Below are 22,650 nucleotides of genomic sequence, written 5' to 3' on the forward strand. Positions count from 1 at the left end.
GGGCCGGGGTGACGGTGGAGGCTGCTTAAGCGAACTGCTTGCCGAAGGCGGTGAGCGCTTCGACGACCTTGGCCTTGGTATCGTTGCCCAGGTCCTTGGTCGTGCGGATTTCGGCCAGCAGATCAGCCTTCTGCGTGCGCAGGTAGCTGAGCAGTTCGGCTTCGTATTCGCCTACGCGGTTCACCGGGATGCTGTCGAGGTAGCCGTTGGTGCCAGCAAAGATCACCACGGTCTGCTCTTCGAAGCCGAGCGGCGAGAACTGGGGCTGCTTGAGCAGCTCGGTCAGGCGCGAACCACGGTTCAGCAGCTTCTGGGTCGAAGCGTCGAGGTCAGAACCGAACTGGGCGAAGGCCGCCATTTCGCGGTACTGCGCCAGCTCAAGCTTGATCGAGCCTGCAACCTTCTTCATCGCCTTGGTCTGTGCGGCGGAACCGACGCGGCTGACCGAGAGGCCGACGTTGATGGCCGGACGGATGCCTTGGTAGAACAGGCCGGTTTCGAGGAAGATCTGGCCGTCGGTGATCGAGATCACGTTGGTCGGGATGTAGGCCGAAACGTCGCCAGCTTGGGTTTCGATGATCGGCAGAGCCGTCAGCGAACCACCGCCCAGCGAATCGTTCATCTTCGCGGCGCGCTCAAGCAGGCGGCTGTGGAGATAGAACACGTCGCCCGGATAAGCTTCGCGGCCCGGAGGACGACGCAGCAGCAGCGACATCTGGCGATAGGCCACGGCCTGCTTGGAAAGATCGTCATAGACGATGACGGCGTGCATGCCGTTGTCGCGGAAGAATTCGCCCATGGTCACGCCGGTATAGGGCGCGAGGTACTGGAGCGGAGCGGGTTCAGAAGCGGTTGCGGCCACGACGATGGAATATTCCATTGCGCCGTTCTCTTCGAGCTGGCGCACGATCTGTGCAACCGTCGAACGCTTTTGGCCGATGGCGACATAGATGCAGTAAAGCTTCTTGCCTTCATCGTCGCCCGAGTTCGGGCCCTTCTGGTTGATGAAGGTGTCGATCGCGACGGCGGTCTTGCCGGTCTGACGGTCACCGATGATCAGTTCGCGCTGGCCACGGCCAACCGGAACGAGCGCGTCGATGGCTTTGAGGCCGGTCTGGACAGGTTCCGAAACCGATTGGCGCGGGATGATGCCCGGTGCCTTGACTTCAACGCGCTTGCGCTCGGTGTACTCGATCGGGCCCTTGCCATCGATCGGGTTGCCGAGGCCGTCAACGACGCGGCCAAGCAGGCCCTTGCCGACGGGAACGTCGACGATGGTGCCGGTGCGCTTGACGACATCGCCTTCCTTGATCTCGGCGTCAGAGCCGAAGATCACGACGCCGACGTTATCGGCTTCGAGGTTGAGGGCCATGCCCTTAACACCGTTCGAGAATTCGACCATTTCACCGGCCTGGACCTTGTCCAGACCGTGGATGCGGGCGATGCCGTCGCCGACCGACAGCACGGAGCCGACTTCCGAGACCTGGGCCTCGGTGCCGAAGCTGGCGATCTGGTCCTTGATGACCTTCGAGATTTCAGCGGCGCGGATTTCCATTTTCAGCCTTTCACAGAGCCTTGAGGCTTCAAGCCTTCATCGCCATGGCGAGGGAATTGAGACGGGTGCGGATCGAACTGTCGATCATCTGGCTGCCGATTTTCACGACAAGGCCGCCGAGAATCTCGGGATCGACGTTGGTCTTGAGCTTGATGTCCTTGCCTTCGCGAACCTTGAGCTTTTCAGTCAGGGCGGCGAGCTGGGCATCGTCGAGCGGGTGGGCGCTGGTCACTTCGGCAGTCGCTTCACCGCGATGGGCGGCGGCGATCATGCCGAAAGCGCGGATCACGTCGGGCAGCGCCGAAAGACGGCGGTTGCCGGCGAGAACGCCGAGAAAATTCTTGGTGAGGTCCGAAAGACCCAACAGACTGGCAACGCCGCCCACCGCACCAGCAGCAGCTTCGCGGCTGACCTGCGGGTTGTTGATCAGGCTGGCGAGATCTGCCGATTCGCTCAGCGCCGCGCCGAGCTTTTCCAGATCGGCCTCCACAGCGGCAATGAAGCCCTGTTCATTCGCCAGATCGAACAACGCCGAAGCGTATCGCCCTGACAAGCTGGCCGTAATGCCGCCGGAAATCTCCACGCGCTGACGTTCCTTCATCCAGGATAAGCCGAAGCGGACCATTGCCGGGAGATGAACACCCGTTGGCCCGCAGACGGGGCGCGCCTAGCAACGTCGGGCGCTTATGACAAGATGCGACGTACGGTCTTGTGCATAGGTATGATGGCAACCGTCCGGATTTTGGCGGTCACGGCGCCGGCTGGCAGTTGTATCGCATGCGTTCATTGGGCTCGGGCGGGAGCAGGGCCTTGATAGCCTGCTGGTTTTCGCCAAACCGTTTTGCAGCCTCGGTGTCAGCCCCGCAGGCAGGCGCGCTCAGCTTTGCACGCTCGGCCCGGGCCTTGTTCATGGTGTCGAGATCCATGAGAAAGCGCTCGACAGTATAGGTATTCGTGGCCGGATCGTAGGCATTGCGCGAAATTGCTTCCTCGCCACCTGGCACGAGGATTCGTGACCAGCCGTCCTGGGCAAGGCCATATTGCGACTTCCCGTTGACGCAGCCGTCCGCGCTCCAATCAAGCGGCACGTCGGTTATGTCGGACACCGTGACGCGGCTGCGCTGCGGATCGAGCACGCAGATCATTTTTCCTGATGTGCTGGCAGATGTAGCGGCGAGCGTGCTGGCGCTTGGCGAAGGCTCTGGCCGTTCGAGCGATTCGCGGGCGCGCTGATCTATTGAGGTCAGCGAGGGGCGGAGGAACCAGACGGCGATGGCGGCAACCAGAAGTGCGCCCGCGCCGAAAATGTGTTTGCGCTGGAACCGGCCGCGCCGTTTCGAGGCCTGAACCATGCCCCAGCCCCCAGCGGCGAGCGAAGCAACCAGCAGCAATGCGGCAAGGGCGAGGCCGTTATCACGCTCGGACAGGACCGCGAGTTCGGCATCGCGCCGGGCGGTGTCCATCGCGCGGCGCTGGGCTTCAGCGCGGGCTTCCGTCGCCGCTGCCTGGCGCGCCTGATCACCGGCGGCGCGTTCGGCCTCGGCGCGGTCAAGATCGGCGATGGAGCGGCAGGGCAAACCGCTGGTGTGCGGCTCGACATTGGCTTTGCGCAGGAACGCGGCCAGTTCGCGCATCGAGATGGCGAAGTAGAACGCCGAATCGGTGGTGTTTTCGCTAACCGTCCCGAACGAGTTGATCCCGAGCACGCGCCCGCAGGCATCGAGCAGCGGTCCGCCCGAATTGCCGGCGCCGATGGGGGCGGTGTGCAGCAGCGTATCGAACGAGCGTGACGAGCGTCCGCCGGAGAGATAGCCGCGTGTCTTCACCGGGGCCTGCGGGGTGACGAGGTCCGCCATCGACAGACCCTGCGCCAGATCGACGTTGCCGGGATAACCGACCGCGTAAACCTCTGCGCCATCGCCCGGTGCGCCGGGGAACAGAGTGATGGGCGAGAGCGTGCCGCCGCCTTCGATGCGGAGCAGGGCAAGATCGTTGGCGGGGGAATAGGCGATCAGCCTTGCCGGGTAACCGTTGCCGCCCTCGGCCGGGACAACGCCTGCGATCAGGGTGTCGTCGCGGCGAAGTTCCTCGACGACATGGGCATTGGTGACGATCAGGTTGGGCGTGACGGCAAAGCCGCTGCCGTGCGTGATCAGATTGGCCCTTTCGCCATCACTCTCGATGATGACCACGCGCACCACCGAACGGCCTGCAGCGGAAATGTCGGCGGGATCGGCAATGGCGGAATGTCCGGCAAGGCCCATGTAAAGCAGTGCAAGGAAGGCAGTTATCTGTTTGGCGACACGCATGGCGCTGCTTCTTGCGCCGTTTGGGTTTGATCGCAAGGTGCGGGACGCATGGCCTCACCGGTTTGGTGCATCGCTGTCCACGGTTAATCGATGGAGCGGTGAGGAGTATTCCATGACGGCGGCATTTGCGGTGAAGGACAATCGCGGTAACGATAGCTGCCATGGTCCGGAGGATACGCGCTTGATACCCGACGATGAAGCGTGGGAAGCTGTGCTGGCGCGCGACCGCCAGTTCGACGGGCGCTTCGTTACGGGCGTGCTGAGCACGGGGATCTATTGCCGCCCATCTTGCGCGGCGCGGCATCCCCGGCGGGTGAACGTGCGCTTCTTTGAAGATGGTGCGAGGGCGCGGGCGGCGGGTCTGCGGCCATGCCTGCGCTGCCTGCCCGATGACGTTTCGCGTGATGAACGCGCGGTGCTGGCAGCGATAGAGGCGATCAAGAGCGCGGGGCAGGTGCTGGCGCTTGGTGATCTTGCGGCGCGCTGCGGCTATTCGCCTGCACATTTTCAACGCGTGTTTGCGCGGCATACCGGGCTTTCGCCTGCTGCCTATGCGCGGGCCTTGCGGCAGGAGCGCATGGCGGAGGCGCTGAGCGGGGCAGGGCGGGTGACCGATGCAATCTATGATGCGGGGTTCTCCGGGCCGTCGCGGTTCTATTCAGCGGCAGAGGAAAGGTTGGGCATGATGCCATCAGTCTGGTCAGGCGGCGGACGCGGCGTGACGATTCGCTGGGGCGTGGTGCCGACATCGCTGGGGCCGATGCTGGTCGCAGCGACGGACAAGGGTGTCTGCCGCCTGTCGTTCAATGAGGACGACAGCGCGCTGCGTGCGCGGTTTCCACACGCGATCCTCATCCGGGGCGGGGCAGATTTCGAGGTGTTGATGACGCAAGTCGTGAGCGCGGTTGAAGTGCCGGGCGATCATTCGCACATCCCGCTCGACGTGAAGGGCACGGCGTTTCAAGAGGCGGTATGGCAAGCGTTACGCCGCATCCCGCAGGGCGAGACGCGGACTTATGCGCAAATTGCGGCTGACGTGGGCAAGCCCGGTGCGGTGCGCGCGGCGGGATCGGCCAACGGCGCGAACAACGTGGCGGTGCTGATTCCGTGCCACCGCGTGATCCGGTCGGATGGAACGCTGGGCGGCTATGCCTACGGGCTTGAGATCAAGCAGCGATTGCTCGACAAGGAGCGCTTGGCCGGCGGAGATTGAGCATGGACGAAATGCAGCAGACAAGGCCGGGTGTTCTCAGGCGGATCATCGCCTTTCCTTTGACGCTGATGATCATTGAGTTCGTGGCGGTGGCGGTCATTGCTGGCGCGTCGTCTTGGGCGCTGCTCAAGGTCGTTTCGCGCAATACACCGGTCGAGACGCTGGGCGCGCTGGCGCTGGGGGTGATCGTCATTGCGATCTATCTCGCCTGTCGGCGCTGGATCGAGCGCGTCCCGAACGACGAACTGCCGTTAACAGCGTTCCCGCGCGAAATGCCGCTGGGCTTGTTGATCGGGGCTGGTCTGTTCACGCTGATGACCGGGATCGTCGCGCTGCTGGGCGGCCTGTCGATCGAGCGGGTCAACGGCATGGGCGCCCTGTGGTCGATGCTGTCGCTGGCGATCACCTCGGGCGTGTTCGAGGAGGTGCTGTTCCGGGGGATCCTGCTGCGCCATGTCGAGGCGATGCTGGGGACATGGGCGGCGCTGGTCATCACATCGCTGCTGTTCGGACTGGCGCATCTCAGCAACCCGGATTCGAGCCTGTTCGCAGCGCTGGCGATAGCGATGGAGGCGGGCATCCTGCTGGGCGCTGCCTATCTGTGGAAGCGGCGGTTGTGGGTGCCGATCGGTATCCACGCGGCGTGGAACTTCACGCAAGGCTGGGTGTTCAGCGTGCCGGTATCGGGCGGGCGCGCGCCGACGGGCCTGTTCGTGACCTCGCGACAGGGCGCTGAGTGGCTGACGGGGGGCGACTTCGGGCTTGAGGCCAGTGTCGTGGCCATGGCGATTGCGACGCTTGCAGGGTTGCTGCTGCTGGTTCGCGTTGTCCGACAGGGCGGGATCAGGCCGCCGATGTGGGTCAGCGCGCCCAGCCCGGTTCCGCTGGCTTGAGCGTGGCTATAAACGCCTCCGCGCTGGCGAGGTATTCCGCCTTCTTTTCGTCTGCCATCCGCCGCCAGTTGGCGTAAGGTTGCGCAAGGCGGTGATTGCTGCCCAGCTTGCTCTCGTTTCGCGCGAGGAAGTGCCAGTAGAGCGCATTGAACGGGCAGGCGCCTTCGCCGGTCTTCTGCTTCACGTTGTAGGCGCAGGTGCCGCAGTAATCGCTCATGCGGTCGATGTAGGCGCCGCTGGCGGCATAGGGCTTCGATGCAAGACGCCCCTTGTCGGCGTGCAGGATCATGCCCGCGACGTTGGGGAGTTCGACCCATTCGAACGCGTCGGCATAGACGGTCAGATACCAGTCGGCGACATCTTGCGGCTTGAGGCCCGCCAGAAGCGCGAAGTTGCCGAGCACCATCAGGCGCTGGATGTGGTGGGCATAGGCATTTTCGCGGGTGGTGCGCACGCAATCCGAGAGGCAGCGCATCGGCGTATCGCCGGTCCAGTAGAAATCGGGGAGGGGCCGGATTGCGTCGAGGCCGTTGGCTTGTGAGAGGCCGGGCATGTCCAGCCAGTACATGCCCCGGATATACTCGCGCCAGCCGATGATCTGACGGATGAAGCCTTCCACCGCTTCCAGAGGCGCGCGGCCTTCGCGCCATTCATCTTCGGCGCGGCGGCACAGGTCGAGCGGATCGAGCAGGCCGATGTTAAGCGCTGGCGACAGCGCAGCGTGGAAAAGGAAATCCTCGCCCGCAACCATCGCGTCCTGATACTTGCCGAACAGCGGCAGTCGGTCTTTGAGAAACACGTCGCGCGCGATTTCTGCGTCGGCGCGAGTGACCGGCCAGGCGAAGTTGTCCAGCGAGCCGAAGTGACCTTCAAAGCGATGTTCGACCATGGCAATCACCGCGCGAGTGATAGCATCTGGTCCGAACGGTGGGATCGGCGGAGGACTCAGGCCTTTCTCGGGCCCACCGCGATTTTCGGCATCGTAGTTCCATTTGCCGCCTACGGGTTTGTCGCCGTCCTTAAGCAGGCCGGTCTTGCGACGCATGTCGCGGTAGAACCATTCCATGCGCAACTCGCGCCGCCCGGCCGCCCATGCGTAAAAGTCGGTCAGCGGGCATATGAACCGTGTGTCGGGGAGAATGCGGACGCGCACCGGCAGTGTGGTGCGCCAAGCCTCCATCGCCTCGCGCACGCGCCATTCGCCGGGTTCGGTGACCTGCATACCGCGCGGCGCATGGCGTTCCACCGCGCGGGCAACTTCGCCAGTGAAGCTGCCGGTGTTCGCAGGATCATCGAGGCAAATGTAATCGACTGTCCATCCAGCGGCGCGCAGTTCTTCGGCGAAGTGGCGCATGGCGGACAGGATAAGGGCGATCTTGGCCTTGTGGTGGCGGACGTAGGTGGTCTCCTCCGCCACTTCCATCATCAGGATCACGGTGTCTTCGGGCGTGCGGTGCGCAAGGCTGGAGATGTCAGGCGAAAGCTGATCGCCGAGGATCGGAACAAGGACGGGGCCGGTCATCGTGGTGGCATGACCGAGCGCGCGTCTGGTGCAACCTGCCCTTTGGGGGCGGGGGTCACACGAAGCTGTAGGGATCGATGTCAACGGCCACGCGCACGCCGGGGGGAAAGCGCAACGGTTCGAGCCATTCGCGGATCACGCGTTGCAGTTCGGTCGAACGGCGGGCGTTGATCAGCAGGCGATAACGGTAGCGCCCGCGCAGAAGCGACAGCGGAGCGGGCGCGGGGCCGAGGACCAGCACATCGTCCAGCCTGGGCGCGCTGCCGCCGATGCCGCGCGCGGCGTCGCGCGCTTCGGCCTCGTCCTCGCTCGACACGATGATCGCGGCCCAGCGCCCGAATGGCGGGGCACCGGCATCGCGGCGGGCTTCGGTTTCGGCGGCGTAGAAGGCGTCACGGTCGCCGCTCGCCAACGCCTCGATCACGGGCGCCTCAGGGTGGCGGGTCTGGATCATCACTTCGCCCGGCTTCTCGCCGCGCCCGGCGCGCCCGGCGACTTGCGCGACTTGCTGGTAGGTGCGTTCCGCTGCGCGCAAATCGCCGCCTTCAAGTCCCATGTCAGCATCGATCACGCCGACCAGAGTGAGTTCTGGGAAGTGGTAGCCCTTGGTGACAAGCTGCGTGCCGACAATCACGTCGATGGCCTTGGCCGACGCCATCTCGACGAATTCGGCGGCCTTTGCTGGGCTTGTCAGCGTATCGGACGTGACGAGCGCCACCCGGGCTTCGGGAAGGATCGCCGCCACTTCATCGGCTATGCGCTCCACACCGGGGCCACAGGCGACGAGGCAGTCGGGCTCGTGGCATTCGGGACAGGCCTCGGGCGTCGGCACTTCGTGGCCGCAGTGGTGGCAGGCAAGGCGGCGCGACAGTCGATGTTCGACTAGCCAGGCAGAACAGTTCGGGCACTGGAAGCGGTAGCCGCAGGTCCGGCACAAGGTTAGCGGCGCATAACCCCGGCGATTGAGGAACAGCAGTGATTGTTCGCCCTTCTCGAGGCGATCCTTCAGTGCTGCAACCAGCGGCGGGGCGATCCAGTGGCCGCGCTCGGGCTGATGGTCGCGCAAGTCCACGATCTGGATGTCGGGCATCGTCGCGCCGCCGAAACGCGCAGGGAGGATGACGCGTTGATAGCGCCCGGCCTCCGCCATTTGCAGGCTTTCGAGCGCAGGCGTGGCGCTGGCGAGGATGATCGGAACGCTTTCAAACCGCGCGCGCATCACGGCCACGTCACGGGCATTGTAGCGCACGCCGTCGTCCTGTTTGAACGACACTTCGTGTGCTTCATCGACCACGATCAGCCCGAGATTGGCAAACGGCAGGAACAGCGCCGAACGCGCGCCGACAATCACTTGCGCGCTACCCATCGCCACCGCGCGCCATGCCCGGCGCCGCTCGGATGATTTCAGCGAGGAATGCCAAGTGACCGGGGAGACCCCGAAACGCGCCTCGAAGCGCTTGAGGAACGTCTCGGTCAGCGCGATTTCGGGGAGCAGGACCAGCACTTGCCGCCCATCCTCGATCGCTGCGGCAACGCCCTCGAAATAGGTCTCGGTCTTGCCCGATCCGGTCACGCCGTCGAGCAGGAACGGCTGGAATTCGTGGGCGTGGACCGAGGCTATGAACTGCGCGGCGACGTCAGCCTGATCCTGCGAAAGGTCGGGTGCGGCATGGGCGGGATCGGCCGCGGGGTAAGGGCGGTCCGAATCGACCAGCACCGCCTCCAGAAGCCCCGCATTGACCATACCGCGCAGGACCGCGTCCGATACGCCCGCAATTTCTGCCAGTTCGCGGATCGTCGCCTGCTGGCCGTCCAACGCTTCGAGCGCCTTCGTGCGCTGGGGGGTGAGGCGGCCCGGGTCGTTGCCAGTGAGGCGGTATTCGGTAACCGTGCTGCCGCCGCGCAGAGCGCCGTTGCTCGACAGCGCCATCCGCGCGACCGAAGCGAGCGAGGCGAGGTAGTAGTCCGCTGTCCATTCGATCAGGCGGCGCAGGGGCGCAGGCAGCGGCGGAACTGGCAGCACCGACAGCAACGGGCGCAGCTTGTTCGCCGGAACTTCGGCTCCGGGCAACCGTTCCGCTTCCCAGACCACTCCGATTATCTGTCTGGGGCCGAGCGGCGCGACGACCACGCTGCCCGGCTCCACCGCCATGCCATCGGGCACGCGGTAGTCGAGCGGACCCAGCGCGGCGTTGAATACAAGGCATCGGACACGGTTCATGTTAGGCGGTCTATATGGGGCGCGGTTGCGGTGGGCAAAGCCTGCCGCGAAACGAAATGAGGAGAAAACGATGTCGCAGCTATCCATTGCCAGCAATCGCCGGGCCGTTCTTGGCGGCATGACGTCAGTTGCGGTGCTTTCACTGGCCGGTTGCGCGACGTTCCCGTCGTTCTCGCTCGAGGATGCGGTGCGGCGTCTGCTGTTCCTCTCGTCCGACCGTGCATTCGCTCGCCTGCTGCAACCGGGCGGGTTCTGGGATGACCAGATGGCACGGCTGGCACTCCCCGAGGCGATCGGCAATCGGGGCGGGATCATGCAGCGCATCCTCACCGGCCCGATCTTCAAGGAACGCCTGCAACGGGCTTTCAACGATATGGCGTATGACGCAGCAGAGCGCGCAGCCCCGGCGGTTACCGATGCGGTGCGCACCATCGGCATCCGCAACGCGCTGGCCCTGTTGCGCGGCAGCGATCCGATGGCAGCCACCGCGTTTCTGCATCAGGAAATGGGGTCGAGCCTCGTCGAGATCATGGTCCCCGAATTCGGAGATGCCCTGCGCGTCAGCCGCGAGCCGTTGGTGGGCGAAGTGCTGGCCGCACTGACCGGTGTGGACGTTGGCGGCATAGCCAATTCACTCGCCTATGAAGCGGACAACGCCATCTTCCGGGCCATCGGACGGGAGGAAGCGGCGATCCGTGCCAATCCGCGCTCGACCAATGATCCTGTCCTGATGGGCGCATTCGGGATAAAGTGACGGACTGACATTGGGCACGGCCTTCCTTATAGGCGGTGGGGAATCACTCTCTCCGCTTGGAAGGCCAGACCCCATGAAGTTTTTCGTCGACACCGCCGATACTGCCGAAATCGCGGACCTTGCCGCCACCGGCCTGCTCGATGGCGTGACCACCAACCCGACCCTGATCGCCAAGGCCGGCAAGGACTTCATCGAAGTCACCCGTGAAATCTGCGCTCTGGTCGATGGCCCGGTCTCGGCCGAAGTGGTCGCGCTCGATCACGCCACGATGATGCGTGAAGCCGAAGTGCTGCGCAAGATCGCCGACAATGTATGCATCAAGGTGCCGCTGACCATCGACGGCCTGAAGACCTGCAAGGCGCTTTCGAGCGAAGGCACCCAGGTCAATGTCACGTTGTGCTTTTCGGCCAATCAGGCGCTGCTGGCGGCCAAGGCCGGCGCCACGTTCATTTCGCCCTTTGTCGGTCGCCATGACGACAACGGCTTCGACGGCATGGACCTGATCCGCGACATCCGTCTGATCTATGACAACTATGCGTTCGAAACCCAGATCCTCGTCGCCTCGATCCGTCACGGCGTGCACGTTCTGGAAAGCGCGCGCATTGGTGCCGACGTGATCACCGCGCCGCCTGCCGTGATCAAGGGCCTGTTCAAGCATGTCCTGACCGACAAGGGCATAGAAGGCTTCCTTGCAGACTGGGCAAAGACCGGCCAGACCATCGTCTGACCCAAACCTCCGACACGAGCATTTCCGCTTTGGCTGACGAATCCCCTCTCGACCGCTTCCGTTCGGTACTGACCGGCACGGCGCGCGCCATCTCGCTCGATCCCGAGGTCGAGGTGGCGTGGACTGCTGATGCCCCTGTGCAGTCCGGCAGCGCGATGCGGGTGCCGATGCCGGGCCGTGCGCTTCCCGCCGAACAGGTCGCAGAAGCGCGCGGTCACGCGGATTCGATGGCACTGCGCCTGCGGCACCACAATGCCGCGTTGCATGGCCGCCATGCGCCGACCGAAGCACTCGCCCGGGCGTGTTACGATGCGGTCGAGCAGGTTCGCTACGAGGCGCTCGGCTCCAATTCCTACGCCGGGATGCGAAGCAATCTCGATGCCTCGATGAAGATGCGCATGGCGTCTGACCCGATTTCGCGCGCGACCCGGCCCGAGGAAGTGCCGCTCCCTTCGGCAGTGGCACTGCTGCTGCGCGAGAAGCTGACGGGGCAGACCGCGCCTGCCAGCACCGATGTCGGCATGGCCATGGTGCGTAGTTGGATCGAGAGCAAGGCGGGCGACGATTTCGAAGCGCTGGCGCTTTCGCTCGATAACCAGCGCGCGTTCCAGCAGCTTGCTCTCGACATGCTCCAGCACCTCGAACTGACCCAGTCGGCCAGCGAGCAGGACCAGGAAAACGAGGAAGACGAGGGCGAGGATCAGGAGGACGATGGCGAGGAAGAGCCCAACACCTCCGACGAGCAGGACCAGCAGCCGTCGGAAATTGCGGGCGATACCAGCGAGGGTGATGAGGATTCGGACTCCGAGCAGGAAATCGAGCAGGACGACGATGCCGCCGACGCCGACATGGCCGATGAGGGTGAGGAAGGCATGCTACCGACCCGTCCCAATCGCCCTTGGACTGATCTGCCCGAAAATTTCGACTACAAGGCCTATACCGCTCAGTTCGACGAGGTAATCGCCGCCTCCGATTTGTGTGACGAAGAAGAGCTGACGCGGCTGCGCGCCTATCTCGACATGCAGCTCAAGGGTTTGCAGGGCGTGGTCACGCGGCTCGCCAACCGGTTGCAGCGGCGGCTGATGGCCCAGCAGAACCGGTCATGGGATTTCGATCAGGAAGAAGGCCTGCTCGATGCAGCCCGGCTGGCGCGCGTGGTGATCTCGCCGGGCCATTCGCTGTCCTACAAGATCGAGCGCGATGTCGAGTTCAAGGACACGATCGTCACGCTGCTGATCGACAATTCAGGCTCGATGCGCGGGCGTCCGATCTCGATCGCGGCGATCAGCGCGGACATTCTGGCGCGTACGCTGGAGCGCTGCGGGGTCAAGACCGAAGTGCTCGGCTTCACCACACGTGCGTGGAAGGGCGGACAGAGCCGCGAAGCATGGCTGGCAGGTGGCAAGCCCGCAGGACCGGGCCGTCTCAATGACTTGCGCCACATTGTTTACAAAAAGGCTGATGAGCCGTGGCGCCGCGCCCGCAAGAACCTCGGGCTGATGATGCGCGAGGGTTTGCTCAAGGAAAACATCGACGGCGAGGCGCTGCTCTGGGCCCACACCCGTTTGCTCGCCCGACCCGAAGACCGCCGCATCCTGATGGTAATCTCGGACGGCGCGCCGGTCGACGATTCGACGCTGTCGGTGAATAACGCGGGCTATCTCGAACAGCACTTGCGCAAGGTGATCGACTGGATCGAAAAGCAGTCCCCGGTCCAGCTTGTCGCCATCGGCATCGGCCACGATGTTACACGGTATTACCGGCGCGCGGTGACGATCATGGACGCCGAACAACTCGGCGGCACGATCATCGAACAGCTGGCTGACCTGTTCGAGGACGAATAGGACGCGCTTGACCTTGGGGTTTTAGCCGGGCAGTTAATCCGGCATGAGCCAGATGTCTGTATCCGAAGCCGTCCTATCTCGTCGTTCGGTCCGCATGTTCAAGCCCGATGCTGTGCCACTGGAGGTGCTGCAAAGGGTGATGGACAAGGCGCGCTGGGCGCCTTCGGGTTGCAACTTCCAGCCTTGGGAAGCGACCATCGTCACCGGCGTGCCGCTGGCCGAGTTGCAACGGAAGATGCTGGGTGCGCCGTTTCAGGAACCGCCTGAATACACGTTCAGCGAGCCCGAGGTCATCCCGGAATGCAAGACGCGGCTACAGCGGGTGGGTGCTGCGATGTACCAGTCGATGGGGATCGCACGCGGTGATGCCAGCGCCCGGACCGAGTTCGTGCGCAGCAACGTGATGTCGTTCGGCGCACCAGCGGTGCTGATGTGCTATTTCGACCGGCGTATGGGGCCGGCGCAGTGGTCCGATACCGGAATGTGGCTGCAGACGATCATGCTGCTGTTGCGTGAGGCAGGGCTGGATAGCTGCCCGCAGGAATTTCTCTCGTTCCATGCGAAATTGATCAAGGAAGCGATTGGCGTTTCGGACGAAACACACATCTTCTTTTGCGGCATTGCCATCGGCTACCGCGAGCCCGAGGCCAGCGTGAACGGGTTCGAGCGCGAGCGCGAGCCGGTGGAAGGCAACGTTCGCTTCCTAGGCTTCTGACGCCGTTTTGATACAGTTTCCGGCAGGCCGCCAGGCACATCGCGATTGGCATGGGCGCGGCAATGCGCCTATGCTGTGCGTAACAGCATAAGACTCATCGGGCATCGCAAGTTAGACGTGGCAAAAGTCGGGGCATTTGCGCCGGCTTGAGGAGCGCACAATGCGGATGCGTGGAGCAGGATACTGGCCGGCCCTTGCGGCAGGGGTTGCGGCAATGGCGCTGGGGTGTTCGCCTGCCTCGGCGCAAAGTGGATCGTTACTGCTCCGCGACAGCTTCCCGCTGGGTTCCGGCGGCAGCAAGGCGCTGTGCCAGATGCAGTCGCGGGTGGTCGATCCTGCAAACCGCATGCCGATGGACCGGACTTGGGCGATCGTCTGCCGGGATTCGGCACTGCCCGTGGGCCATGTTTTTGCCTTGCGCCAAGGGACGGCAGATGACGTGCTGGCCCGTCTGGCGGATAGGCGCAGCGGTACGGTTCGGTGCGATAGCGCCGTCAAGGCCTCGGTTGCGGGTCGGATGCGACAGGACTGCCGCTGGATTGATCCTCAGCTCGGGTATGAAGTTGTCAGCTTAAGTCGTGGAAAAACAACTTATGTTGTTGAGGGTTTTACAGCATATCACGGTGCGCTCGATCTAGCATTACGTTCGATCTACGCCGACCGCCTGCTGGATGAGCCGATCGAGGTGGCCACCTCTTCGGTTGGCGATACCGAGGCCTATGCGCGTATCCAGGCGCTGACTCTCGATCCTTCAACAGCACTGGCTGAAGGCTACCGGCGCAACAACTCCGGCGAATATGCAGAGGCGGCGGCCTATTTCGAAACGCTCGACCAGCGTCAGGCCTCGACCGGTGATGTGCCGATCGACCGGGTGGAGTTTCTCGTCAACGCTGGTTTGCAGCGCTCGAACCTCGGCCAGTTCACTGATGCCGATCTGTTGTTTGCGCAAGCAGGTGCCTTGCCTGCGGGAAGCGGTGTGGTCGAGCGTTTACGCCGGAACTATGAGGCGATCCACCTGCTTAATCAGGAGCAGCACGCCAAAGCGCTGGAGCGCTTGGGCCTGCCATTGCGGCAGACGTCTGCGAATGGGTCCGAAACGCTCAGGGACACACTGGAACTAACCCCATCGGTGGCCCGGCGCATCAATGCCTCCGATGTGACCGCCGGGTCCATGGGGTTGGTCGACGATCTGCGCCTCACTGACGATGAACGGGCGACGATCCTCGACGCGCAAACCTTGCAGTTGCGCGGCACTGCGCTGCGTCTGCTAGGTAATCGCGGGGAAGCCCAGGCTGCGCTGGAGCAGGCGCAGACTCGCGCGCTGGCGGTGCGCAACGGGCGCGTGGTCTCCATCGTGCGGATGCGCGCGCAGATCCTGACCGAACTCTCGACAATAGCAGAAGAACAGGACCGACAGGCCAGTGCCGAAGCTCTGCTGCGTTCGGCCGTTGAAATCGTCAGCGTTCAATATCCCGAAACCCGAAGCATGGCGGCCACGCAGGCGCGACTGGCGGCCTACCTGATGCGGCACGGACGCTCTGCTGAGGCCGCACCGATCTACCGCGATGTCGTGGCCCGCTCGGCAGAGCGTGAGAATGGTCTGTCAGGGTTGTCGCGGCAGATGGCACCGTGGTTCGATCTGCTTAGCAGCCAAATGGCAGGTGGCGATGCGTCCGCCGCAGAGGCCTTCTTCACCGCAAGTCAGGTGCTGGTGCGTCCCGGCGTAGCTGAAACGCAAGCTATGCTTTCACGCGAACTTTCAGCTGGAAGTGACGATGCAGCAAGGCTTTTCCGGCAATCAACCAGTCTGACTCGCGCAATCGAGCGGGCGCGCATGACCTACGCCGCCCTGCAGCGACTTGACGATGCTGCCGCGCGCAGCGACGAGATCGCAGAGGCGGCGGCCCGCGTCAGGGATCTGGAAAAGCAGGAGCAGGCAACTGTCATAGAACTTGCGAACTATGCTCGCTACCGCGTTGTTTCGCAGAAGGCTATTGGCCAAAAGGAGCTGCAGGACGGGCTCCTTCCGGGTGAGGTCTACGCGAAGATGGCGGTGCTGGGGCCGGATGTGTTCGTGTACTTTGCCAGCAAGGACAAGGCGGTCGGCTACCGCGTGCCGATGTCTGCGACGGAACTGGCCGCTTCGGTCCAGGCGATCCGGGACTCGATCTCGCGTTTTGACGGGCGGCAGTATGTGACAAGCGCCTTTGCGGCAGGCGACGCGTTCGGACTCTACAATGCTCTTTTTGCGCCGGTGGCAAAGGAAATTGCCGCCGCGCATCACCTTGTTTTCGAGCCAGACGGGGCAATGCTCAGCCTGCCGGTCAATGTGCTCGTCGCCGACGAAACTTCGGCAAAAGCCTACAAGTCGCAAGCTGAAAGCGCAGCAGGCGATCCGTTCGACCTGCGCGGGGTGGGCTGGCTGGCCAAGGACAAGATCGTGTCCACAGCGGTTTCTGCCCGTTCATTCATGGATGCGCGCAAACAGCCAGGCTCCCACGCGCGGGAAGCCTACCTGGGGCTTGGGCGCAATCTGGCCGTCTCATCGGCAGCGGCACTGGGCGTCTCCAAAGTGCGCGGTACCGACGGCGGGAGCATGGCTGACTGCAGCTGGCCACTCGCCACCTGGAATCGGCCGATTCCCGACGCCGAGCTGGTCAAGGCGCGGCAATTGCTTGGATCGCAGGGCACCGACCTCATGGTTGGCGCCGGTTTCTCCGATACCGCAATCAAGTCACGGCCAGACCTCAATAATTTCCGGATTTTGCATTTTGCAACACATGGTCTGGTGACGCCGCCGCAGCCAGCCTGCCCGGCCAGACCAGCCCTTGTTACGTCCTTCGGGCCGTCCGGCTCGGATGGTTTGCTCAGTTTTGCCGAGATCTTCGATCTGAAGCTCGACGCTGACATGGTCATCCTCTCGGCCTGCGACACGGCAGGGCAGGCTGACGTCTCGGCGACGCGGGCGGCGGGTATCGTCAGCGGCGGTGGTTCGGCGCTGGAGGGGCTTGTTCGGGCCTTCATCGGTGCCGGCAGCCGCTCGGTCCTCGCCAGTCACTGGCCGGCGCCTGACGATTTCGACGCGACAGCCCGACTGATCAATGGCTTGTTCGAAGCGCCTGCGGGAACGCCTGCGGGCGCGGCGCTGCTCAAGGCGCAGCAGGCATTGATGGCGGATGCCGATACATCGCACCCCTATTATTGGGCGGGTTTCGCGGTGATCGGCGATGGTGCGAGGCCGCTGGTTGCACCGGACGCGCGGGTCGCTATGGCAACACCGGGACAGGTCTTGAGGGGGAACTGAGCGATGCCGCAAAACAGGCGCGCCAGACAGGAACAGGCAGACGCGCGTGACGTGGGCCGGACGGCCCGGCGCAGTCTTGCGCAACTGGGCTGGCAAAGGGTGGCCGTCGCCGCAATCCTGCTGGCGCTCGCGCTGTACTTCGCGTTCAACTCTTGGCGCTTGCCGCTGCTGCGCGATGCGGAAGCTGCGCTTTACGACATTCGCGCCGCCAACTTTGCGCCGCCGACCGACACCGATAAGCGAGTTACGCTGGTGGTCTACACGGCCGACACGAACCGCGCGACCGGTCAGATATCACCGGTGGACCGGACAATCCTGGCCAGGGCATTGGCGCAGATCGACTTGCTGGGCGCCAAGGGCGTTGGCATCGACGTGTTGTTCGATAGCCCCCAAGAGGACGATGATGCCTTGCGCGCTTCGCTCAAGGCTATGCGTACGCCGGTTTACCTCGCTTTCGCCGATAATCGCACCAACCCCGAGGCGATTACTTACGAGCAAGAGCAGGACCTGCGGACTTTCATGGCGAGCGCGCAGACCGGGGTGGTCAAGCCCGCCAGCATTCTGCTTGAAACCGATGCAGATGGCGTTGCCCGGCGCTGGCCGCGCCAATATGCCGGCCTGCCGCCGCTATTGTCGCTGGCGCTGACCAATGGCAGCAGTGACGCTGACGCTCGCTTCGCGCACTACACCGGACCGATCCGCTACCGCGTGCCGACGGCAACAGACCGACCGGTATTCGACAAGATTCCCATAGACTTGCTCGCCGATCCTGAGACGGCACCGCTGGTCGCAGAAGCGGTCAGGGGGCGTTATATCCTGATCGGCGGCGACTTTTCGGACTTTGACCAGTTCGACACGCCGTTCACGCGCACAGGTAATCCAGTGTCCGGCGAGACGCGGATGATCGGTGTCGAAGTTCACGCCTCGATGCTGGCGCAACTGCTCGACAAGGCGTGGAAGGCCCCGCCCGCCACTGCGATCAAGGTGTTGGCTGCCATATTGGCCGTGGCGCTTGGCGCAGCGACCGCGCTGGTGCAGACGCGGACATGGGTGCTCGCGCTGGCCGTTGTTGCGCAATTCGCGCTGTTCGTGACGGTGCCTTTCCTGGTGGAACGCGCCGGTTACGATACACTCGATCTTCCTGCGACGGGCTGGCTGATCGGATGGCTGGTGGCGTTCACGGCCATCAGTTCGAGCCTTCGCGCGATCAATGCAGCGCAACGAGAATTTGCCCAAGGCGCTTTGGGCAAGTACCTGCCGCGCTCGGTCGCAGCCGAGATCATGCGCTACCCCGAGCGGCTGTCGCTCCACGGTGAAAAGCGCGAAATCTTTTGTCTGTTCAGCGATCTGGAGGGCTTTACCAAGCTGACCCATGCGGTCGAGCCGGAAGTGATCGCGCGCCTGCTCAACGAGTATCTCGACCGGCTGAGTGCGGTGGTGCTCGAATATGGCGGCACGCTCGACAAGTTCGTGGGCGATGCCGTAGTCGCCTTCTGGGGCGCCCCGATTGCCTATCCCGACGATGGCGAGCGTGCGGTCCGGGCGGCCCATGCGATGTACATGGCGGGCGAGGACTTCCGCAAATCGGTGGCGGACGACGTGCCGAAGATTGGCCGCACGCGCGTCGGAGTCCATTTCGGCGAAGCGGTTGTAGGCAACTTTGGTGGCGAGGGGCGCATCCAGTACACTGCACTTGGCGATGCCATGAACACCGCCGCGCGGCTCGAGGGCGCCAACAAGACGCTGGATACGACGGTGCTGGTCAGCCGTGAAGCAGCCGAACGCTCGGGCCTCGACTGGTTCAGGCCAATGGGAACGGTGACTTTGCGCGGGCGGCGCACGCCGGTCGATGTGTTCGAGCCGGTGCCGCAGATCGACGAAAGCCGGCGCAAACTGGCAGAAGAGGCGGTAAGCGCGCATTCAGCCGGTGAAGCAGAACGTGTGAACGCCCTCACAGACACGATCCTCGAATCGGCGCAGGATGATCCTGCAATGATGAACCTGATCCAGAGATTGCGGCAGACGCACAAGGGAGAGAGTTATGTACTTGGTTGATGGCAGGACTTTGCGGTCCTTTTGCGCCGGAGTGGCGGCCATTGCCGGGCTGGCCCTGGCTGGCAGCGCGCTGGCGCAGTCGGTGGTCGTCCGCTCGACCGGGCCGTCGTCGGCAACCTATCCGCAAGGTAGGAAGCTTCCCGCCGATGCAGCGGTGGTGCTCAAGGCTGGCGACCGGCTGACCGTGCTGGACAAGGCGGGCACGCGGGTGTTGTCCGGGCCGGGCACGTACACACTCAGCGGATCGATCAACCGCGATGCGGCGACGGGCGGCACCGCCTTGGCGGCGATGATGGCCCGTGGCGGCGGCGCAAGAACTCGCACCGGGGCAGTTCGCGGTGCGCCGATGGGGCCGGTCGAGGCCGCCCCGAGCGGGCCGGAAAACGTCTGGTATATCGATGTGAGCAAAGGCGGGACCTATTGCGTGGCCGATGCGGCAACGCTCGTGATGTGGCGCCCGGCGCGCACCGAGGAAGGCACGGGCAAGCTGCTTTCTCAGGACGGCAGCATGGCTGAAGTCGTCTGGCGGGCTGGCAATGCACTCAAGGTCTGGCCCTCGGCCAGTGTGCCGGTGGTGGACGGGCAAACCTATACCTTCAGCAATGCGGTTGGCGCGCCGGTAAAGATCCGGACGATGCTGATGGGCAGCGTTCCCGCGGATGAGGTGGACGTGGCTGCAGCCATGGCGGACAAGGGGTGCACGGCGCAACTCGATCTGCTTGCAAGCCTTGCAGTTGCGGAAAAGGCAGGTGGCTGAGGTGACGACATCTCGCTCGATGAAGCGCACCTTTGCGTGTGCTGCCGTGGCTTTCGGCCTGAGTTTTTCTGCAAACGCGCTGGCGCAGGCAGTTGTCGTCCGCTCGACCGGACCGTCGGCCGTGGCCTATCCCAAGGGGAAGCGCCTTCCTGCCAATGCCTCAGTCACATTGAAGGCGGGGGACGTGGTAACCGTGCTTGACAAGGCCGGGACGCGGATCCTGCGCGGAGCGGGTACGTTCTCGCTCGATGGCGCGGTCAATCGTGATCGCAGCGCAGCGGCTCTGATGGCAAGGTCGCTTAGCAATCCTGCCTCGGTGCGGGCAGGGGCCGTGCGCGGCGCTGGTGACAGTTCGGGCGAGAATGTCCTGCCTGTCAGCATTTGGCTGGCCGATACCGATGAGGGCGGCAACGTCTGTGTGCCGCGTGGGAGCGATCTCTATCTGTGGCGCGGTGCCTCGGCAAAGCGCAGCTTTACCTGGCTGACCGAAGTTGCAGGCGGCGAGATGGTGCGCATGCAATGGCCGCCCAAAACGGTGGGGATTGCCTGGCCGAAGACGATGCTCGCGCCGCAAGAAGGACGGACCTACCGCATTTATGACGAGGCGGCGCCTGACAAGGGCGCTGAATTCCAGATCGTGATGATCGAGCCTGAAGCGGTTCCCGCCGATGCTGCGGCGCTTGGGACACTGCTTCTGGACAACGGGTGCCGGGCGCAGTTCGACTGGCTTGCAGCTACGCTTGAAGAAGAGGATGCTGCCCCCTTGCAGCCATGAGGACGAGAGAGGTTGACCATTGGGTTACTCTTCCGAAAATCCTCGTAAAATTAGGCGTTTATAAGCCTAAGTAAAACAACAACCAAGGTCGCACTTGGTGGAGACTTGATTCGAATGGCCGGTCACGATTCCGTGCGTCCCCGTTTGCGGGCGATGTTTCGTGTTCCAATCCGGGACATCCGGTGGCGTAAACGTACGGGCTCGCTTGGCGGTCGGTTGAGTTCGGTCGTTTTCGCAATATCCGCATGCCTGTGGAGTGGGAGCGCGCTGGCGCAGGCGGTAGTTCCTCCCGCCGTCCAGCAGCCAACGCGCGAAGAAATCGAACGCGGTGTGGCCGAGGCAACGCTCAATCGCGGCGGGCCGGTTTCAATCGATACCGACGAGGTGGAGCGCGCGCCGTGCCCGCTCGCGGCACCAGATTTCGCTGGCATTCGTCTGAAGCTGGTTTCCGTCACCTTCGCGGGCATGCAGGATCTTCCGGGCTTCGATCTGACCGCCAGCTATGCCGGTTTCGTCGGGACCGATCAGCCGGTCTCGGTCATCTGCGAAATCCGTGATCGCGCGGCAACGGCGCTGCGCCAGGCAGGGTATCTTGCGGCCGTGCAGGTGCCGCCGCAGAAGATCGAGGGCGGCGCGATACGGCTCGACGTGATGCTTGCGCATCTCAAGCGGGTCCAGATCAAGGGGGATCCCGGCGCGTCCGAGGGAATCCTGTTGAAGTATCTGAGCAAGCTGACGCAAGAGCCTGTGTTCAATACCCGAACGGCGGAGCGCTATCTGCTTCTCGCCAAAGACGTGCCGGGGCTGGACGTACGGCTTGCGTTGCGCCCGCTCGAAGGATCGCCGGGCGAAGTGGTCGGCGAAGTCTCTGTGCGGCGCGTGCCGGTCTATGCCGAACTTGGGCTCCAGAACTACGGATCGAGCAGTGCGGGGCGCTACAGCGGTATTGCGCGGGTCCAGCTCAACGGCTTGACCGGGATGGGAGACGCCACCACCGCGAGCTTCTTTGCCACGACCGATCTTGAGGAACAGAAGGTTCTGCAGATCGGCCATGACATGCGGATCGGCGGCGAGGGCTTTATGCTCCACGGCGACTTCACTTATGGCTGGACCAATCCGACCGTGACCGGCGCGACTTCGGACTTCCATTCGCGCACCCTGTCTGCGTCATTGGAGGGCACCTATCCCGTGGTGCGCTCGCAGGCCTACAACCTGTCGGTTGCGCTGGGCGGGCAGATTGCCAACCAGGATCTCGATTTCGGCAAGATCGCTCTGAACCGTGACCGTCTGCGTGTGGTCTATGCGCGTGTGGAATCGAACGGAATTGCGAAGCGCAGCCTGACCGGGCGCGACGGATTTACCCCGTTCGAACCGCACTGGGCATGGGGCATGACGACCGAGGTCCGCCAAGGGCTGGATGTGTTCGGCGCGACCAGAGGGTGCCGCGGCGCGCTGGCGATCACCTGCATCGGCGCGGGCAAGGTCACGCCGAGCCGGATTGAGGGCACGGCCAAAGGGTTCTTGATCAAGGCTGCCGGAGTGTTCGACTACCGTCCGGTGCGGGGGCTGACCTTCAGTCTGCAGCCGCGCGCGCAGTATTCGCCCGACAGCCTGCTGTCCTATGAGGAGTTTTCGGGCGGCAACTACACTATAGGGCGGGGCTATGATCCTGGCGCGGTGATCGGTGACAGCGGGATTGGCCTGCGCGGCGAAGTGCGGGTGGGCTCGCTCTTTCCCAAGGTTGCGGGCGGCAATGCCATCCAGCCTTATGCCTTTGCCGATGCGGCATGGGTTTGGAACCACGACCGTGCCTATGCGGGGCTCAATCCGCAGAAGCTCGTCTCGGTCGGTGGGGGGCTGCGGGCCTCGATCCACGATGCGGTGCGGCTCGATGCCGGGGTGGCGGTGCCGCTCCACGATCCGCTGGGGCTGAACGTCAAGGGCAAGGCCCGGTTCATGCTCAATCTCTCGTTCCAGCTCCTTCCGTGGAGGCTGTGATGGCGGAG

16 protein-coding genes are annotated in these 22,650 nt (G+C 63.8%); 11 read left to right on the top strand and 5 right to left on the bottom strand.

Annotated features, from left to right (window positions below; genetic code table 11):
- Positions 1–25 precede the first annotated feature (25 nt).
- From atpA to RM192_RS06740, 3 genes are all read right to left on the bottom strand, one after another.
- Positions 26–1,555, bottom strand: a complete 1,530-nt coding sequence (atpA, locus tag RM192_RS06730; RefSeq protein ID WP_311506776.1) for a F0F1 ATP synthase subunit alpha — start codon at positions 1,553–1,555, stop codon at positions 26–28.
- Between the two features lie 28 nt (positions 1,556–1,583).
- Entirely contained in the window at positions 1,584–2,138 is a 555-nt protein-coding gene (locus RM192_RS06735; RefSeq protein WP_311508584.1) for a F0F1 ATP synthase subunit delta, read from the bottom strand.
- Between the two features lie 166 nt (positions 2,139–2,304).
- Positions 2,305–3,864 (bottom strand): serine protease, encoded by a 1,560-nt coding sequence (locus RM192_RS06740; RefSeq protein ID WP_311506777.1) that lies wholly within the window; start codon positions 3,862–3,864, stop codon positions 2,305–2,307.
- Between the two features lie 112 nt (positions 3,865–3,976).
- Between RM192_RS06740 and RM192_RS06745 the strand changes: the two genes are divergently transcribed.
- Together RM192_RS06745 and RM192_RS06750 are read left to right on the top strand one after the other, a co-directional pair.
- Positions 3,977–5,077: a methylated-DNA--[protein]-cysteine S-methyltransferase gene (locus tag RM192_RS06745; protein ID WP_311506778.1), complete on the top strand. Its 1,101-nt coding sequence runs from the start codon at positions 3,977–3,979 to the stop codon at positions 5,075–5,077.
- A 2-nt stretch (positions 5,078–5,079) separates the two neighbouring features.
- A complete protein-coding gene (locus tag RM192_RS06750; protein ID WP_311506779.1) occupies positions 5,080–5,970 on the top strand; it encodes a type II CAAX endopeptidase family protein in 891 nt (296 codons plus the stop codon).
- Here RM192_RS06750 and RM192_RS06755 read toward each other — a convergent pair.
- Both RM192_RS06755 and RM192_RS06760 read right to left on the bottom strand, forming a co-directional pair.
- Entirely contained in the window at positions 5,939–7,492 is a 1,554-nt protein-coding gene (locus RM192_RS06755) for a cryptochrome/photolyase family protein (protein WP_311506780.1), read from the bottom strand. The two genes, RM192_RS06750 and RM192_RS06755, sit on opposite strands and share 32 nt — an antisense overlap.
- A gap of 55 nt (positions 7,493–7,547) precedes the next feature.
- Positions 7,548–9,713, bottom strand: coding sequence for a primosomal protein N' (locus tag RM192_RS06760; RefSeq protein ID WP_311506781.1), 2,166 nt, complete (start codon positions 9,711–9,713; stop codon positions 7,548–7,550).
- A gap of 70 nt (positions 9,714–9,783) precedes the next feature.
- On the opposite strand from RM192_RS06760, the gene RM192_RS06765 reads away from it, so the two are divergent.
- The 9 genes from RM192_RS06765 (at position 9,784) to RM192_RS06805 (ending at position 22,642) form a co-directional block, all read left to right on the top strand.
- Positions 9,784–10,467 (top strand): DUF4197 domain-containing protein, encoded by a 684-nt coding sequence (locus RM192_RS06765; protein WP_311506782.1) that lies wholly within the window; start codon positions 9,784–9,786, stop codon positions 10,465–10,467.
- Between the two features lie 73 nt (positions 10,468–10,540).
- Positions 10,541–11,194, top strand: coding sequence for a fructose-6-phosphate aldolase (gene fsa, locus RM192_RS06770; protein WP_311506783.1), 654 nt, complete (start codon positions 10,541–10,543; stop codon positions 11,192–11,194).
- Positions 11,195–11,223: 29 nt separating this feature from the next.
- On the top strand, positions 11,224–13,038 hold the full coding sequence (gene cobT, locus RM192_RS06775) for a cobaltochelatase subunit CobT (RefSeq protein WP_311506784.1): 1,815 nt from the start codon (positions 11,224–11,226) through the stop codon (positions 13,036–13,038).
- Between the two features lie 43 nt (positions 13,039–13,081).
- Positions 13,082–13,753, top strand: a complete 672-nt coding sequence (locus RM192_RS06780) for a nitroreductase (RefSeq protein ID WP_311506785.1) — start codon at positions 13,082–13,084, stop codon at positions 13,751–13,753.
- Between the two features lie 160 nt (positions 13,754–13,913).
- The gene (locus tag RM192_RS06785) at positions 13,914–17,057 is read left to right on the top strand and encodes a CHAT domain-containing tetratricopeptide repeat protein (RefSeq protein WP_311506786.1); all 3,144 of its coding nucleotides are present in this window, start codon (positions 13,914–13,916) and stop codon (positions 17,055–17,057) included.
- A gap of 3 nt (positions 17,058–17,060) precedes the next feature.
- Positions 17,061–19,112, top strand: coding sequence for an adenylate/guanylate cyclase domain-containing protein (locus RM192_RS06790; RefSeq protein WP_311506787.1), 2,052 nt, complete (start codon positions 17,061–17,063; stop codon positions 19,110–19,112).
- 31 nt (positions 19,113–19,143) lie between these two features.
- Entirely contained in the window at positions 19,144–19,869 is a 726-nt protein-coding gene (locus RM192_RS06795; protein ID WP_311506788.1) for a hypothetical protein, read from the top strand.
- Positions 19,862–20,644 carry a hypothetical protein gene (locus RM192_RS06800; RefSeq protein ID WP_311506789.1) on the top strand — a complete coding sequence of 261 codons (783 nt, stop codon included), beginning with the start codon at positions 19,862–19,864 and terminating at the stop codon, positions 20,642–20,644. The genes RM192_RS06795 and RM192_RS06800 overlap by 8 nt, the downstream gene beginning before the upstream one ends.
- A gap of 153 nt (positions 20,645–20,797) precedes the next feature.
- A complete protein-coding gene (locus RM192_RS06805; RefSeq protein WP_311506790.1) occupies positions 20,798–22,642 on the top strand; it encodes a ShlB/FhaC/HecB family hemolysin secretion/activation protein in 1,845 nt (614 codons plus the stop codon).
- Positions 22,643–22,650 lie beyond the last annotated feature (8 nt).

The sequence above is a fragment of the Novosphingobium sp. MMS21-SN21R genome, from assembly GCF_031846015.1.
In the GTDB taxonomy this organism is placed as follows: Bacteria; Pseudomonadota; Alphaproteobacteria; order Sphingomonadales; family Sphingomonadaceae; genus Novosphingobium.